Below are 15,213 nucleotides of genomic sequence, written 5' to 3'. Positions count from 1 at the left end.
GCGGGCCGGAGGTGGCCTGCGTGGGCGAGACCATGGTGGTGCTCGCCCCCGACGACGGCGGTCCGCTGGAGCACGCCGCCCGGCTCACCGTCGGGGTGGGCGGCGCGGAGTCCAACGTGGCGATGGGGCTGGCCCGGCTCGGCCACCGCGCGGCCTGGCTCAGCCGGGTCGGCGACGATCCGTTCGGCCGCCGGGTGATCGCCGAGATCGCCGCGTCCGGCGTGGACGTCTCCCTGGTCACCGTCGACCCGGCCGCGCCGACAGGCGTCTACCTCAAGGACCCCGGCCCGGCCGGCACCCGGGTCCACTACCACCGGGCCGGATCGGCGGCCAGCCGCCTCGACGCGCCGGACCTCACCGACCCCCGGCTGGCCGGCGTCCGGCTGCTGCACCTGTCCGGGATCACCGCCGCGCTCTCCGACTCCTGCCACGGGCTGCTCGCGCACGCGCTGACCGGGCGGGCGCTGCCCGACGCCCGGATCGTCTTCGACGTGAACCACCGGCCCGCGCTCTGGCCCGCCGACCGGGCCGCCCCGATCCTGCGCGACCTGGCCGACCGCGCCGACGTGGTGCTCGTCGGGCTGGACGAGGCGGCGACGCTCTGGGGCAGCGCCGACCCGACCGCCGTCCGCGACCTGCTGCCCGGACCCGAACTGGTGGTGGTCAAGGACGGGCCGGTCGGCGCGACCGCGCTGCCGCGTACCGGGCCGGCGGTCTTCGTGCCGGCGCCGCAGGTGGACGTGGTGGAGCCGGTCGGCGCCGGGGACGCCTTCGCCGCCGGCTTCCTCGCCGGACTGCTGCGCGAGGTTGACCTGAGATCGTGCCTGCGGTTGGGTCACCTCACCGCGGCACCGGTGCTGGCCGTGCCGGGCGACACCGCGCCACCGCCGGACCCGGCGCGGATCGCCCGGGCGCTGGCGCTGACCGACCGGGACTGGGCGACGCCGGTACGGCGACGCGACGGAGGGAACGGCACATGAGCGCACACGACTTCGCACCGCTGTTCGGCGACGCGCGGGTGATGGTGATCCTGCGGGACCTGCCGCCGGAGGAGACGGTCCGCCTCGCCGAGGTGGCCTGGGACCTCGGCATCGACGTGGTGGAGGTGCCGATCCGTACCCCGGGGGCGGTGCCCGCGCTGCGCGCCGCCGTCACCGCCGGGCGGCGCCGGGACCGGATCGTCGGCGCAGGCACGGTCCGCAGCCCCGCCCAGGTCCGCCAGGCGATGAGCGCCGGCGCGGCGTTCACCGTCGCCCCCGGCCTCGACCTGGCCGTCGCGGACACGGCCCGCGGCTACGGCATCCCGCACCTGCCCGGCGTGGCCACCCCCACCGAGGCGCAGCGGGCGCTCGACCACGGCCTGATCTGGCTCAAGGCGTTCCCGGCGGTCAGCCTGGGCCCGGCCTGGTTCCGGGCGGTCGCCGGACCGCTGCCGGAAGCCCGGTTCGTGGCCACCGGCGGCATCGACGCCGGCAACGCGGGCGACTTCCTGGCCGCCGGGGTGCGCGTGGTGGCGGTCGGTTCGGCGCTCACCGACCCGGCGCAGCTCCCGCGCCTCGCCGCGCTCGCCACCGGGGACCCGGTCAGCTGACCGTGCGACCGGACGTGGTGGCGGTGGTGCGGATCGCCTTCACGATCGCCGGAATCGAACCGATCAGCAGCACCAGCGCCCAGATCAGCGCCACCACGGCGAACACCACCGCGCCCAGGTCGTCGAGGATGCTGACCAGGATCACCGGCAGCAGGCCGTGCAGGAACTGCAGCACCACCGTGCACAACAACGTGGTCAGCGCCAGCGCGACGAGGCCCTTGTTGCGCAGGAAACGCGGTTGGGCGGCGAGCAGCAGCCCGGCCCACACCAGCTTGAGCAGCAGCACCAGCCCGAGCAGCACGGCCGCGTCACCGACCGGGAAGAACCCCCACACCGCCAGGTACGCCAGCGTGCCGAACGGGGGCGCCAGGAACAGCGAGACCATCACCGTCAGCTCGACGAACGCGACGATCAGCAGGACCAGCGCCACCAGCAGCAGCACGATCGAGAAGACGAGCGTGGCGACGCCCTGCACCCGACCCTGGACCCGGTCCGGCAGCACCAGGCTCAACGCGAACAGCCCGGTGGTCCAGAGCGCCACCACGTCGATCAGCGCGAGATAGCCGGTGCCCCGGCCGGACGGCTCGGCCACCCCGCCCACGTCGCCCAGCTCCACGCCGAGCTGCCCGGCGCTGTCCCGCAGCGCGGAACCCGCGTCCCCGCCGCCGGTCAGCGCCGCCGCGCCCAGCTCCACCCCGACCACGAGCGCCACCGCCAGCAACGCCAGCAGCAGGAACGGCTTGCGTAGCTCACCCATGTCGCGTCCCCTCCCGGACGGGCCCGGTCCGGACCGGGCGCGCTCCTCCCCGGGCGGGCCCGGTCAGGACCGGGCGATCGTGACCGCGCACCCGCCACCTCCCGGGCACCGCAGGACCACCTCGGTCACCCGGTCCACCGCCACCTTCGCCACCGGCCCGCCGTCCGGCCCGGGCGTCACCTCGTCGGTGACGGTGACGTCCGCGTCGCCGGGCGCGGGGGCCGTCACCTCGAACGGCGTCCCGCCGCGCAGCACGAGCGTGCGCAGGGACCCCGGATCGGCGACCCGCAGCCGGCAGACGGCGTCGAAGCCGACCACCACCCCGTCGGCGGTGGCGGTCGGCGCGGCGGCCGGCGGCACGCACGCCACGGTCACCGTCGCCGGGTCCACCGCACCGGCGCCGCGCCCGAGCCGGCCCAGCGGGCCCGGCCCGGCGGCCGGGTCGCCCGGACCGTCACGTCGCCCGGCCACCGCCACCAGCCAGAGCGCCACCAGCAGCCCGGCCAGCGCGACAAGCAGCACCTTCTGCCGCCCGGTCATGCTGCCGATCCTGTTCGCGACTGCGGGGCTCGCAACACCGGCTCACTCCTCGCGCTCACGGCAGGTCGACCGGGGTGAACCGGATCAGGTCCACCCCGGCGAAGTAGCCGTCGGTGCCCTGGGTCTTGCTCACCGCCACGAGCGTCAGCGTGTGCGGCCCCCGGGCCAGCTCCACCGTGTCCACGTCCAGCTCGTCGGTGCGCACCACGGTCGGGGTGAAGCCGAAGAACGTGTCGCCGACCTGCCGCCCGTCCACCAGCCAGATGGTGTTCGCGTAGTCGTACGACGTGACGCGCACGGTGGAGAACCGCCACCTGCCGTCCGCCGGCAGGTCCACCGACACGGTCACCCGGTCGCCGACCGCCCGGCCCAGGAAGAACAACTGTTTGTCGCCGGAGAAGACCACGCCGCAGCAGTTGTCCTGCGCCACCACCGCCGCCTTCGTGGCGCTCTTCGACGTCACCTCGGCGCCGGCGACGAGCGTCTCCGCCTCCACCGCCACCGGCTGCACCGCCGGCGTGGGGGGCGTGTCCGGGCCGCGGGTCACCAGCCACACCACCACGCCGGTCACCACGAGCAGCAGCACCGCCGCGGCGGCCACCCACGGCCACGGCGAGCGCCTCGGCCGTTCGACCGCCCGCACGTCGTACGTCACCCGGCCGCTGGACCGGGAACTCTCCTCCGGCGCGGTGTTCGCCGAGTACGCGAACCCGGTCACGTCGTAGCGCCGGGGCGGGGTGCCGGGCGGCACGGCGAGCCGGACCAGGACCGACACCGACCCCTGCCCGGGCACCACGCGCTGCGGCTCGGCCACCGTGAACCAGGCGCGTTGGCTGCCCTCGCCGGGGGCGACGTCGAACACCACGGTGTCCGGCGCCGCCCCCGGGTTCGACACGGTGAAGGTCAGCTCGCCGGTGTTGCGGGCGTCCAGGGTGAACTGTTCGGCGGCGGCGACGACTGTCCATTCGGTGGTCATGACGGCTCCTCGGGCGGATCGTGCGGCGGGGGAGGGGGCACGTGCGCCCGGCCGACCGCGCGCACCGGCTCTGGCGGCGTCGGTTCGGTGGGCGGCGTCGGTTCGGTGGGCGGCGTCGGTTCGGTGGGCGGCGTCGGGCCGGCGGGTGCGCCGGCCGGCGCGGCGACCACCTCGACGGTGACCGCGGCCGGCTTCTCCGCCTCGACGATCCGGGTGACGAGCGCCAGCCGGTCCGCGGCGGCCGGCGGCACGCGCACCACCAGGTGGAACGGCCGCTGCGCCGGCTCGTCGAGGACGAACCCGGTCACCCCGGTGGCCAGCTCCAACGCGGTGCGCATCCCGTACGGGGTGCCCCGCCAGCGGGCCAGCAGCGCGCCGTGCGCCACCAGGTCGCGCAGCCGGCCCACCGGCAGCGGCAGCGGCGCGTCCGCGCGCGGCGCGGCGACCACGTGGTCCATCGCCACCCACCGGCTCAGGTACGCCACGAACCCGTCCGCCGTCCGGTACGGCCCGAACAACGCGTCGACGTCGGCGAGCACCGCCTCGTCCGGGGCGTGCAGCGCCTCCATCACGTCCAGCAGCGCGCCCAGCACGCTGCCCGGGCCGGCGGCCCGCTGGTACGCGGCCGGCAGCAGCCGCTCAATCGCCGCTCGACGCATCCTGCCGCACCACCTCGACGTCGTGCTCGCCGGAGCAGAGCAGCCAGGTGCCGGGCACGGTGACCACGTCGGCGGTGGACTGGTTGGCGCTGGCCGCCCAGTCCTCGCCGTCGCCGCTGCGGTACACGCCGCGCTCGCCGCCGGCCAGCACCAGCCGCCCGCCGTCACCGGCCGGCGCGGTGGCGGCGATCGCGTCCACCGGGGAGAACCGGGTCCGGTCCCGCAGCGGCAGGCCGCAGTTGACCATCACCGACCGCCACTGCGGCTGCCCGGCGAGGGTGTCCAGCCGGACCACCCCGCCGCTCTGCGTGGCGGCAAGCGCCAGCGGGCCGCTGAACGCCAGGTCCCGGCAGGTGCCGCCGATCCAGCCGGCGGACATCGACTGCCACTGCACGTCGGACTCGAACAGGCGGGTGCGGTGGGCGCCCTGGCCGGGCTTCTTCGGGTCCGGCTCACCCGCGCCGCACCACAGCAGCGTGGCCGGGCCGTCGTACTGCACGGCGAGAACCCGGTTGTCCACGTTGGCCAGACCCACGTGGGTGAACGTGCCGGGGCGGCCGGCGGCGGTGGACAGGTAGACCCCGAACCCGGCCTGCGCGGCGACCGCCACCCCGGGCGCGCCCCGCTCGGAGACGAACGACCGCACCGCGTAGAAACCCCGGTCGGCGTCGGCCGGGTCGACCAGGATCTGCAACGGCACCGCGCCGGGCAGCAGCGGCACCTCGTACAGGCCCGCGTCGGTGGCCAGCAGCAACGCGCCGGTGCCGTCCCGGTCGATCCAGGCCAGGTCCCGCACCCCGGCCTCCAGGTCGGTCAGCAGCGTCCAGCTCTCGCCCAGGTCGGTGCTCAGCCGTACCCGGGAGCCACCGGCGTCGCGGGTGCTCACCACCGCCACCGAGCCGGCCCGGGGCACCACGCCGGGGCGGACGGGGGCGGGCGCGGGGGCCACCCGCACCACCGTCTCGTCGTCGAACCGGCCGGCCGGCTCCCAGCCCGCGCCCGCGTCGGTCGACCGGAACAGCACCGGCCCCCGCCCGGCGTACCAGGTGCCCGGCTGGTACTGGTCCACCGCGACGGTGCGGACCTGCGCGTCCGGCGCCTCGTCCACCACGAAGCGCACCGACTCGACGTAGCGCACGCCCGGCTCGGCGTGCTCCAGCATCCGGTAGACGTTCGAGGCCCGCAGCGGCTCGCCGAACGCCCAGCCGGCCGGGTTGAGCGGCGTGGGCAGCGGGCTCAACGTCTGGTGCAGCCGGTCGTGGATGCGGCGGCGGACCGCGTCGACGTCCTCCTCGCGGCGCACCACCACCCGGGCCCGGACGGAGACCGCCTTGTAGCGTGCCCAGCCGGCGCGCACCGCCGTACCCAGCGCCCGGCGCCGCTCCAGGTCCGCCTCGACCCGGCGGCGGGCCTCCTCGACCTCGTGCTCGCGCAGCATCGACACCGGCAGCCGGCCGCCGGGGCGGGCCGCCTCCGGCACGTACGGCACCAGCACCACCTCCACCTCGCCCGGGCGGGCGAAGCTGTAGACGGCGGCCCGGGTGAACGCGCGGGCCCGAGCGACCGCGCCGGAGCCGGTGGCGAGGATCTCGAAGTCCCGCGCGGTCACCGCGCGCTGCTGGGCGAAGAACTCGTACGGCCCGCGCGCCAGCACCGACTCCAACGACTCCAGTTCCCGCCCGCCGGTGGCCGGCGCCGGGTTGTCCACCCGCAGCCCCGGCAGCGGGTCCCGCAGGCTGGTCAGCACCCCGGCGGCCACGTTCCCGGCCGGCCCGCCGCCGCACCGGTACCAGAGCCGCACCTGCCGCCCGGCCGGCGGGATCGCCGCCACCGTCGTCGGCCCGGCCGCCCCCTCGACGGCCGGGCCGCTCCCGGGTCCGTTCCCGGTGTCCGGTCCGTTCCCGGTGTCCGGTCCGGTCCCGGTGGCGCTTACCGGGCGCAGGTCCAGCGCCGGGGCGAACGTGACCACCCCGGAGGCCCGGTCGACCAGGTAGACCTTGGCCTGCGGGCCGAGACCGGCGAAGCTGTCCACCGGCCGCCAGATCTCGTACGTGCGGCCCTCGTGCTCGCGGGCGGCGGCGCCCAGCTCCACCGAACCGGTCGGCACCTCCACCCCGAGCAGCAGGTCCAGCGCCTCGGCGGTGCGGGTCAGCGGCGCGCGGGCGGCCCGGAACGTCTGCCCGGGCTGACCGGTGGCGGTGCCCAGCAGCTCCGCCTCGACCGGCTCGCAGTGGTGCACCCGTACCGTCACCTCGGTCTCGCCGGCGGGCAGCAGGGCCGGCTCGGTGGTCACGAAGACGACCGGCCGGGGGTCGGCGCCGCGGGCGGCGGCGACCCGGGTGCCGGCCGGCACCCGGACCGGGCCGCGATCGGCGCCGGTGCGGGCGAGGCGCACGTCCGCCCAGGCCGCCGCCGGCGGGTGCCGGGTCGCGCCGAGCAGGTTCAGGAACGCGACGTACGCCTTCTCCGGCAACTGGTTCAGCCGGTAGATCATCACCTCGGTCAGGTAGGCGAACGCCTCCAGCAATGCCATCCCCGGGTCGTGCGCGGACAGGTCCGTCCAGTCCGGGCAGGAGCGACGGATCCGCTCCCGGGCCTCGGTGACCAGGTCGAGGAAGGCACGGTCGTCGAGGTGCGGCACCGGCAGCGTCATGAGGTGGCCCCCTTTTCGGTCCGGTCGGCCGGGTCGGCGTCGAGGTCGTCGTCGGGCGGCAGCAGGTCGACGGAGAACACCAACTGGCCGGGGGAGAGGCTGGCCCGCACCCGGTAGTCCAGCCGGATCATCAGCCGCCACGGATCGTCCGGGTCCGGCCCCGCGTCCACGTCCAACACCTCGACCCGCGGCTCCCACCGCCGGATCGCCTGCCGGACATAGTGGATGGCCAGGCCGGCGGTGGTGTCGTCGTTGGGCGCGAAGACCAGCCGGTGCAGCCGCGACCCGTACCCGGGACGCATCAGCCGCTCGCCCGGGGTGGTGGACAGCAGCAGGCACAACGCCTGGCGTACCGTCTCGTCCCCCTCGGTCATGGCGAGACCGCCGGCGGCGGTGAGCGCGAGACCACCGGCGCGGCCCGCGTCGAAGCCGGCGCCGACGAACCGGAAGGCCCTCATGCGTCCGCCCCCAGGAAGCTCTGCCGCGGGTCGCGGACCTGGTGGTGCACGGTCCCCGGCGGGGTCCCGTCGGTGAGGCCGTCCAGGTGCGACAGCACCACGGGTTGCCGGTCCACCCGCAGCCAGGCGCTGTAGCCGACGGTCACGGTCATGGTGTGCAGGCAGGGTTTGATCGTCGGGCCGTAGTTCGGGCAGGCGGTGATGTCGCGCTCCTCGGGGTCGGGCCGCACCAGCACCGGCACGCCCCGCACGCGCACCCACTGCTGCGACGGGCGGTTCGCCACCCGCCCGTCGTGTCCGCAGGTGATCAGCGAGTCGCGGTGGATCCAACGCATCAGCCACCTCCGGCGGAACGGGCGAGGGTACGGGCCTGGGCGGCGGCGGTCCCGGCGTCCTCGGCCGCCGGGGCGTGCAGGAAGTCGACGGTCCTCGCGCGCACCACCACGGCCCGACCCGGCGCGGACAGCACCAGGTCACCGGCCGCGTGCACGGTGGTCAACTCGGGGCGCAGCTCGACGAAACTGCCCGCGTCGGTGGCCAGCCGCAGCGTGCGCCCGTCGTCGTCGATCACGATCGACTGGCCGGTGCCGGTCCGCACCGACCACCGCCGGGACCGGCCGGAGACGATCCCCGCGTCGTACGGCTCGACCGCGCCGAACAGCGAGCCGAGCACCACGCCCGCCGCCGGCTCGCCGCCGGGCAGCGCCACAAGCACGGTGTCGTCCGGGTCGGGCAGCGCGACGATGCCCTTGCCCCGGCCCGCGCCCGGACAGGCCACGGCCAACCAGCCGGCGTCCAGGTCGCCGTACGCGGGCAGCGACACCCGGGCCCGGCCCAGCCCGTCCGGGTCGTCGACGTCGGTGACCGTGCCGAGGGTGACCGTCGCCGCCGGGGGCGCGGCCACCGGGGGCGGCTCCGGCGGGGCGGTGGAGAACCGGGTCAGGTGGCCGTCGGCGTCCACTGTGTGCACCACGTCCGTGAGCACGTACACGCCGCACACCGGATCCGGGACCCCGGCCAGGGCGATCCGCCGGCCCGGCCGCAACGCCGGATCGCCCTCGGCCGTGCCCTCGACGGTGACAAGTGACGCGACCCGGGCGTCCAACCCGGCCTGGGCCAGCGCGGCCAGCTCGTCGTCGCTGCGCCCGGGCTGGTCCACGGCGGTACGCACCCCGTCCGCGCCGACGTCGCCCGGCGCCGGGCGCAACGCGATCCGTCGCCCGCTGCGTGCCTCGCCGGCCCGCTGGCCCAGCGGCTCGGCGCGCTGCGGATGCCAGCCCAGCGCGGCGCACTGGGCGCCGGCCCGGTCCAGGTTCTCGGAGATCCGCACCGCGTGCACGGTCTCGCCGAGGGTCAACGGCACCGACTCGCCGTGACCGTCCAGCGTGAACAGCCGCAGCCGGTCACCGTCCACGCTCAGGTGCAGCCCGGCCCTCTGCGCCACCTCGCACAACAGCTCCAGGTCGGTGTGCCGGTGCTGGAGCAGCCGGTCCAGGCGCGGCCCGTCGGCCTCGGCGGCGAGGCGCAGGCCCAGCCCGACGCACAGCTCCCCGGCCAGCTCGGCGGCCGTCACCGACTCGAACACCCGCAACTCCTGACGCTTGCGCAGCCGGTGCAGCGGGTCGTACGCCCGGATCCGCAGCAGTGCCGCGCCGTCACCCGCGTACTCCACCTCCACGGCGGTCACCTCACCGGTGAACAGGGCCTCCGGGGTGCCGTCCAGGCGTACGTCGAGGGCGGCGCCGGGGCGTACCTGTGGGTCGAGGGCGCCCGGACCGGGCGGGGCGGCCAGGGTCACCTCGCACTGCGTCGGCACGTCCAGCCGGGCGGCCACCCGGATCCCGCGCAGCCGGGCCGGGTCGGCCGGCGGCCGGCCGTCCACGGTCACCGTCGCGGCCCGGTTCACGGCGCGCCTCCCGTCGTGGTGGGTCACGGCGTACCTCCGGTGGTGGTGGCGGTCACGGCGCGCCTCCCGTCGTGGTGGTGGCGTCCGGCGGTGGTGCGGTGCCACCGGTCGGGGGGACCGCGAGGGCGGTGCCGGCCGGCACCGCAAGCGGGTCGGCGATCCGGTTGTGCTCTGCCAGCAGCCGCCAGCGCAGCGGCGAACCCAACGCGTCGTGGGCGAGCAGGTCGAACCGCACCCCGGACCAGCCCGGCTCGGCCGCGCCGTCCGCGGCGGCGACCACCGCGGAACCGGGCGCCACGGTGGGCGTGCCCGCCGCCGCCAGCTCCTCCTCGAAGCCGGCGCGGGCCGCCTCGGCGGTCTCCGCCACCCGGACCAGCCGCAGGCGCAGCCAGGAGCGGCGTGGCGTGCCGGTGAGCGTGAACGCGTCGAAGCGCTCCGCGATCGCCGCGATCACGCCCGGCACGTTCCAGGTCTTGCCCCACACCAGGCGGACCAGCGGCGGGCGGGGCCAGCCGTGCTCCACCGCCGAGTTCTCGGCCAGCATCCACAGCGGGCGGGTCAGCGCGCGGACGTCCTCGGGGCGGGCCGGGGACTCCACGAAGTCGACGTCGAAGAGCAGGTCCAGCACCAGCTCGGTACGCCCGCCGCCGGTGAACACGAGCGGGTCGTCGGCCAGCCCGGCGCCGGTCAGCGCACCGTCCGGGCCGCCCCGCGGCCGTACCCCGGCCAGCCGGGTGACCTGCACGGTCTCCGGGTTGAGCAGGCAGTCGACCCGGGTGCCGGACTCGTCCACGAGGAAGGCGACGCGTTCCATCAGCCACCCGCCTGTTCCCGGTCCAGTCGGACCGCGTCACCCCACGGGGCCGCCCGCGTCGCCGCCCGGGGCGCCGGATCGTCGGGCAGCGCCGGCCACGGATCCCGGGCGGGTGTCACCGCGGACTGGTCCGGCAGCACCGGCCACGGCCCCGGGCGTACGTCCCGCTCCCGGCCGCCCGCCGTCGGCTTCGGGTGCGTTTCTTGTCGTCCCGGCGACGACAGGTGCACCCGAACCCGATCGCGACCCGGCGCGTGGCCGGCGGATCCGGACCCGGTGTGCGCGGCGCGCGTACCCCGGTGTGGTGGGGCGAGCGGATGATCGGGCGCGAACCACAGCGGCCCGCCGCCGGGATCCGTCGGGTACGCGCTGCCCGCCGAGGTCCCGGCGGCCACGCCTGCCGCCGATCCAGCGGTGCCGCCGCCTCCGGTGCCGCCGGTGCCGCCTCGACCTCGGCCGGTGCGTCCCCGGTCGACGGCTCGGACCGCGTCAGCCGCGCTCCGGCCGGACCCCGTGCCGTCCGCGCCCGTCCCGTTGGTGCTCGTCGCGTTCGCGCTCGTCCCGGTCGTGCTCGTCGCGTTCGCGCCCGACCCGTTTGTGCCCGTCGCGTTCGCGCCCGACCCGGTCGGGTTCGGCGGAGCGGTTGATCCCGCGGTCCCGGACCACGCTCCGGTCGGATCCGGTGCGCCGGCCCGACCGCCCGGGTGGGTGCCGGCGACACCCGGTCGGATTGTCGCGCCGGTCGTCACCGGTCCTGGGCCGTGCCATGGTGTGCCCGCTGGTCCTGGGCCGTGCCAAGTCGCGCCGGAACCGGCTGGTCCCGGGTCGTGCCATGGCGTGCCCGCGCCCGGTTGTCCGGCGCTGTGCCACGCCGGTCCGGCGGCCCGAGCACCGTCCCAGGCTGGGCCGGGAGGTCCCGCCGCTCGTGCGCCGTGCCATGGTGTGCCCGCGACTGTCCCCGCCCGGCCCGCGCCGGATCGCGATGGACCGATGCCGGGCGCCGAGGTCCCGTGGGGCGGGGCGCCGAGATGATCGTCGGGCGCGGCACCGGTCCCGCCGGAACGCCACCCCGGCCCGGTGAGGCCGTCCCAAGATCGATCCGTTCGTCCGGGTCCGGCGAATCCTCCGGCCGGTCCCGCACCGGCCGGTCCCGCACCGCCCGGACCGTATGCTGCGCCCGGCCAGCCGTGGTGACCGGGCGACGTGCCCGCCGGATCGTGGACGGCACTCGCGCGCGACCCCGCTCCACCGTGACCCGCGGAGAACCCGGCCGTGGCGGAGGCGCTGGCGACGAGCCGCGCCACCACCTCCCGCCACCGCCGCAGCACCTCACTCAAGAGCCCGAACCCACCCCGAGCCCTCCGCCCTCCACCCCACCTCGAACCCCGCCCCGCCTCCCAACCACGCCCCGCCTCCCCGCCACGTCCCTTCCCGAGATATGAGTTCTCCGTCCCACCACTCGAAAGCCGGCGTAGATCTTGGTACGAAATGGCCCCTCCAGGGGCCATTTCGTACCAAGATCTGGACGGCCCACCCGCGGACCCTCCGGTGATCAAGGAGTTCGCGTCGGGAATCAGGTCGGAACCGACGCCAACTCCTTGATCGACGGGCCGGGGCAGGTCGTGGAGGAGGCCGGGGGCGTGGGCGGCGACCAGGCGGAGCCAGTGCTCCGGCGGCTCGCCGGGACGACGTGGGAGCGGGTCGGCCGGGCGCGGGGCGGCGGGGGGACGGTTGGTCGGGCGCGGGGCGGGTGCGGTCAGGTGGTCGGCGGTGACCCGCAGGGCGCGGGCCAGCCGTTCACGCGGTCGCCGGGGCGGCGGCACTGCCGGACTCCAGTTCCAATCCCTCGTACGCCAGGGTCAGCGCCTCGATGGCGATCTCCTGGGAGAGGGTGTTCAGGTGGGCGCCCCGCCACCGGGTGGGCCAGGCGTTGATCATGTTCCAGCGCAGCACCTCGGCGGTGCCGGCCGGGTCGAGCAGCACCACCGACACGTTGCGTCGGTTGACCGTGCCCTTCGCCGCGGCGTTCACCCAGTCCCACAGCTCGCGGGCGTTGGTCAGGCCGAAGTGGAGGGTCACCGGGGCGTACTCCACCTGCCCGGGTACGGCGCGGATGCGCTCGTTGCCGGCCTCCCGGTAGGCCAGCGACGGTATCGCCACCTCGAAGCCGCTGACCTCGGTGAAGTGCCCGTTGGTGACGCCGTTGATGAGCAGCTTGAAGTGGTACGCCCGGTACGGGTCGACGGGTGCGCCCGGCTGCGGCGTGGCCGTGGTCGGCATGTCAGCCTCCGATCGTCTCGGTCTCGGTGCCGCCGGCCCACTGGCTCAGCTTGAACACCACGAACTCCGCGGGCTTGACCACCGCGATGCCGATGTGCGCCACCACCATCCCGGCGTCGCGTACGTCGGCCGGGTTGGTCTCTTCGTCGCACTTGACGAAGAACGCCTCCTCGGGCGTGCGGCCCAGCAGCGCGCCGTCGCGCCACACCCGGGTCAGGAACGCGCCGATGTCGCGGCGGATCGAGCGCCACAGGGTGAAGTCGTTCGGCTCGAACACCATCCAGCGGGTGCCGGCCGCGATGGCCTGCTCGATGGAGATGGAGAGCCGCCGCACGTTCAGGTAGCGCCACTCGCTGGCCTCGGCGGCGAGCGTACGGGCGCCCCAGAGCCGGATGCCCTCGCCGGCGAAGAACCGGATCACGTTGACGCCCTTGGGGTTGAGCACGTCGTGCTCCGGGCGGGTGACCCGGTACGCGAGGTCGACGGCGCCGCGTACCGGCTCGTTGGCCGGCGCCTTGTGCACGCCGCGCAGCGCGTCGGTACGGGCCCAGATGCCGGCCACGTGCCCGCTCGGCGGGGTGAGCACCAGGTCGCCGCTGAGCGGGTCGCGGACCCGGATCCAGGGGAAGTAGAAGGTGGCGAAGTCGGACTGCCGGGGCCGGTCGCCACCGGTGCCGGGCGCGTCGCCGTCGGCGTCCTTCGGCGTACCGTCGGCGGGTTTCCCGGACGCCGACCCGGACGCCGACCCGGGCCCGGAGGCCGACCCGGACGACGGCTTGGCGGGCGTGGCGACCCGGGTGAGTCGGGAGACGTCGGCCACCTCGGGCGGTGGGTCGCAGATCGCCACCATGGTGCGCAGCCGTTCGGCGGTGCTGATCAGGGCCTCGTGCGAGACCGGGTCGTGGTAGCCGGGCGCGGCCAGGATGGAGATCTCGTCGATCGCCTCCAGCACCTCCAGGCCGCCGCGTCGCCCGCGGGCGCCGGTGAGCTGGCCGCCCTCGCCGACGTTCACCACCCAGCAGCGGGTGCCGCCGTTGTCGAGGAAGCCGAACACGGCCCGGGCCAGCGGGGTGCTCTCCAGGTGCTCGCCGTCGGCGTAGAGGCGCAGGAAGTCGGTCCAGCTGTTGACCGCCTGCGGTCGGTCGACGTGGGCGGTCCGGTCCGGCGCGACCCCGACGAAGGCGGCGGTGCTCGTGCCGACCGGCCCGATCGGGCGGGCCCCGGAGGGCACCTCCTCGACGTAGATGCCGGGGGAGAAGTAGGTGGGCATCGGTCCTCCTGGGGAGTCAGTCGGGGGCGCGGACGACGACCAGGTCGTCGCCGGCCGGGTCCAGTTCGGCGGTGTGGACCCGGCCCCGGCCGATCAGCCGGATCCGCACCGGACGGTCCGGCGCGTCGGGGTCGTGCGGCACGCCGACCAGCCGGAACCGGCCGGCGGCGTCGGTCTCGGTGGCCTGGGCGGTGCCGACCAGCTCCACCCGCATCGCGGCCAGCGGCTGGCCCTGCGGCCCCACCACCCGACCGTCGAGGGTGCGCAGTTCGAGCTGGCGGAGTTGAAGCGGCTGCCGCACCGGCGGCGCGGTCGGCGTCGGACGGTCGATCCGGACCGGCACGTCGAGCAGCAACGCCGGCCGGGGCGCCACGCCGAGCGCCCGCCACAGCGCCGGGTCGCCGGCGGCGAGCACCAGCTCCGCGTGGCCGCCCTCGGCGGCTGCGGCGAGCACCCGGTCCAGCGCCGGCAGCGCCGCCGGCCCGCCGCCGCTGACCAGCAGCCGGACCACGAAGCGGTACGGCTCGCGTGCCGTACCGCCGGACGCGGTCTGCCGGGCCGGCCGCAGCTCCAGCGGCCAGACGGTGAGGCCGCCGGCCGGGTCGTCGCGGGGCGGGCCGACCGGGACGGGCTCGCCCGCGGTCCCGGTCAGCCAGGTCGCGACGTCCGCGACGGCCGTCTCGATCGCACCGGTCATCGCGGTGGCGTCCCCTGGATGCGGTACGCGATGGCCTCGTTCCAGACGTGCGGGTAGACGCCGATCTCGAAGTAGCGGGTGAACCTGTTGATCGGCGCGTTGGTGTGGTCGTGCCAGAGCAGCCATACCGGGGCGATGGTGAACAGCGCGTAGTTGAGCGCGACGAGTGGCAGGTAGAGCGGGCCGAGCAGCCGGGCCTGGAACACGTGCACGTCCTCGTGCCGTTGGATGCCGGGGCTGGACCCGGCGCAGACCGTGCCGATGGTGGTGGCGTAGCGGGGCGAGACGCCCTCGAGCACGTTGACCCGGCCGCTGCCGGCCGAGACGACCCGGTCGAGCTGGTGGCCGAAGACCAGGTGCAGGGCCAGGTAGAGCGCCCCGGCGAACGTGTTGAGCAGGCTCCACGTGTGGTCGACCACGAAGAGGAGGATCCCCTTCGGGCTGGCGTGGTAGGTGCCGGCGGAGGTGGTCGCCCAGCCGAAGGGCGCGCCGACGAGCAGGCCGACGACGGCGCCGACAAGCAGGCCGACGGTGCCGGCGGCGGCCTGCCCGAGCACGGCGCCGAAGACGGTCTGGACGGCGGCGCTGAGGATGCCGAAGATCATGTCCGGT

General features: G+C 75.9%; 17 protein-coding genes. 2 read left to right on the top strand and 15 right to left on the bottom strand.

Features of this window, described 5'->3' with window-relative positions; genetic code table 11:
* Window positions 1-20 precede the first annotated feature (20 nt).
* Window positions 21-980 carry a sugar kinase gene (locus O7613_RS11570; protein WP_282293777.1) on the top strand — a complete coding sequence of 320 codons (960 nt, stop codon included), beginning with the start codon at window positions 21-23 and terminating at the stop codon, window positions 978-980.
* Entirely contained in the window at window positions 977-1,591 is a 615-nt protein-coding gene (locus O7613_RS11565) for a bifunctional 4-hydroxy-2-oxoglutarate aldolase/2-dehydro-3-deoxy-phosphogluconate aldolase (protein WP_281588860.1), read from the top strand. Before O7613_RS11570 ends, O7613_RS11565 begins: the two co-directional genes overlap by 4 nt.
* On the opposite strand, the gene O7613_RS11560 is transcribed toward O7613_RS11565, so the two are convergent.
* The 15 genes from O7613_RS11560 to O7613_RS11490 form a co-directional block, all read right to left on the bottom strand.
* Window positions 1,584-2,348 carry a hypothetical protein gene (locus O7613_RS11560; protein WP_282293775.1) on the bottom strand — a complete coding sequence of 255 codons (765 nt, stop codon included), beginning with the start codon at window positions 2,346-2,348 and terminating at the stop codon, window positions 1,584-1,586. The genes O7613_RS11565 and O7613_RS11560 overlap by 8 nt on opposite strands.
* A 63-nt stretch (window positions 2,349-2,411) precedes the next feature.
* Complete coding sequence (locus tag O7613_RS11555; RefSeq protein ID WP_282293773.1) at window positions 2,412-2,888, bottom strand: hypothetical protein; 477 nt, start codon at window positions 2,886-2,888, stop codon at window positions 2,412-2,414.
* Between the two features lie 55 nt (window positions 2,889-2,943).
* Window positions 2,944-3,864: a hypothetical protein gene (locus tag O7613_RS11550; protein WP_281588866.1), complete on the bottom strand. Its 921-nt coding sequence runs from the start codon at window positions 3,862-3,864 to the stop codon at window positions 2,944-2,946.
* On the bottom strand, window positions 3,861-4,523 hold the full coding sequence (locus tag O7613_RS11545) for a phage tail protein (RefSeq protein WP_282293770.1): 663 nt from the start codon (window positions 4,521-4,523) through the stop codon (window positions 3,861-3,863). The genes O7613_RS11550 and O7613_RS11545 overlap by 4 nt, the downstream gene beginning before the upstream one ends.
* On the bottom strand, window positions 4,504-7,176 hold the full coding sequence (locus O7613_RS11540; protein ID WP_282293768.1) for a putative baseplate assembly protein: 2,673 nt from the start codon (window positions 7,174-7,176) through the stop codon (window positions 4,504-4,506). The genes O7613_RS11545 and O7613_RS11540 overlap by 20 nt, the downstream gene beginning before the upstream one ends.
* Window positions 7,173-7,634 (bottom strand): GPW/gp25 family protein, encoded by a 462-nt coding sequence (locus tag O7613_RS11535; protein WP_282293766.1) that lies wholly within the window; start codon window positions 7,632-7,634, stop codon window positions 7,173-7,175. The genes O7613_RS11540 and O7613_RS11535 overlap by 4 nt, the downstream gene beginning before the upstream one ends.
* A complete protein-coding gene (locus tag O7613_RS11530) occupies window positions 7,631-7,969 on the bottom strand; it encodes a hypothetical protein (RefSeq protein ID WP_281588871.1) in 339 nt (112 codons plus the stop codon). Before O7613_RS11530 ends, O7613_RS11535 begins: the two co-directional genes overlap by 4 nt.
* A complete protein-coding gene (locus O7613_RS11525; protein ID WP_282293764.1) occupies window positions 7,969-9,540 on the bottom strand; it encodes a phage baseplate assembly protein V in 1,572 nt (523 codons plus the stop codon). The genes O7613_RS11530 and O7613_RS11525 overlap by 1 nt, the downstream gene beginning before the upstream one ends.
* A 52-nt stretch (window positions 9,541-9,592) precedes the next feature.
* Window positions 9,593-10,354 carry a hypothetical protein gene (locus O7613_RS11520; RefSeq protein WP_281588875.1) on the bottom strand — a complete coding sequence of 254 codons (762 nt, stop codon included), beginning with the start codon at window positions 10,352-10,354 and terminating at the stop codon, window positions 9,593-9,595.
* Window positions 10,354-10,749, bottom strand: a complete 396-nt coding sequence (locus tag O7613_RS11515) for a hypothetical protein (protein WP_282293762.1) — start codon at window positions 10,747-10,749, stop codon at window positions 10,354-10,356. The genes O7613_RS11520 and O7613_RS11515 overlap by 1 nt, the downstream gene beginning before the upstream one ends.
* Window positions 10,750-10,843: 94 nt before the next feature.
* Window positions 10,844-11,020: a hypothetical protein gene (locus O7613_RS11510; protein ID WP_282293760.1), complete on the bottom strand. Its 177-nt coding sequence runs from the start codon at window positions 11,018-11,020 to the stop codon at window positions 10,844-10,846.
* Window positions 11,021-12,151: 1,131 nt separating this feature from the next.
* A complete protein-coding gene (locus O7613_RS11505; protein WP_091055932.1) occupies window positions 12,152-12,634 on the bottom strand; it encodes a phage tail protein in 483 nt (160 codons plus the stop codon).
* 1 nt (window position 12,635) lies between these two features.
* Complete coding sequence (locus O7613_RS11500; protein ID WP_282293758.1) at window positions 12,636-13,904, bottom strand: phage tail sheath subtilisin-like domain-containing protein; 1,269 nt, start codon at window positions 13,902-13,904, stop codon at window positions 12,636-12,638.
* Between the two features lie 16 nt (window positions 13,905-13,920).
* On the bottom strand, window positions 13,921-14,601 hold the full coding sequence (locus O7613_RS11495; RefSeq protein WP_281588884.1) for a carboxypeptidase-like regulatory domain-containing protein: 681 nt from the start codon (window positions 14,599-14,601) through the stop codon (window positions 13,921-13,923).
* On the bottom strand, window positions 14,598-15,206 hold the full coding sequence (locus O7613_RS11490) for a glycine zipper family protein (protein ID WP_282293756.1): 609 nt from the start codon (window positions 15,204-15,206) through the stop codon (window positions 14,598-14,600). Before O7613_RS11490 ends, O7613_RS11495 begins: the two co-directional genes overlap by 4 nt.
* Window positions 15,207-15,213 lie beyond the last annotated feature (7 nt).

Origin of the sequence: Micromonospora sp. WMMD975 (assembly GCF_029581215.1) — a bacterium.
Lineage (GTDB): Bacteria > Actinomycetota > Actinomycetes > Mycobacteriales > Micromonosporaceae > Micromonospora.
This window is presented reverse-complemented; position numbering and strand designations above follow the sequence as displayed.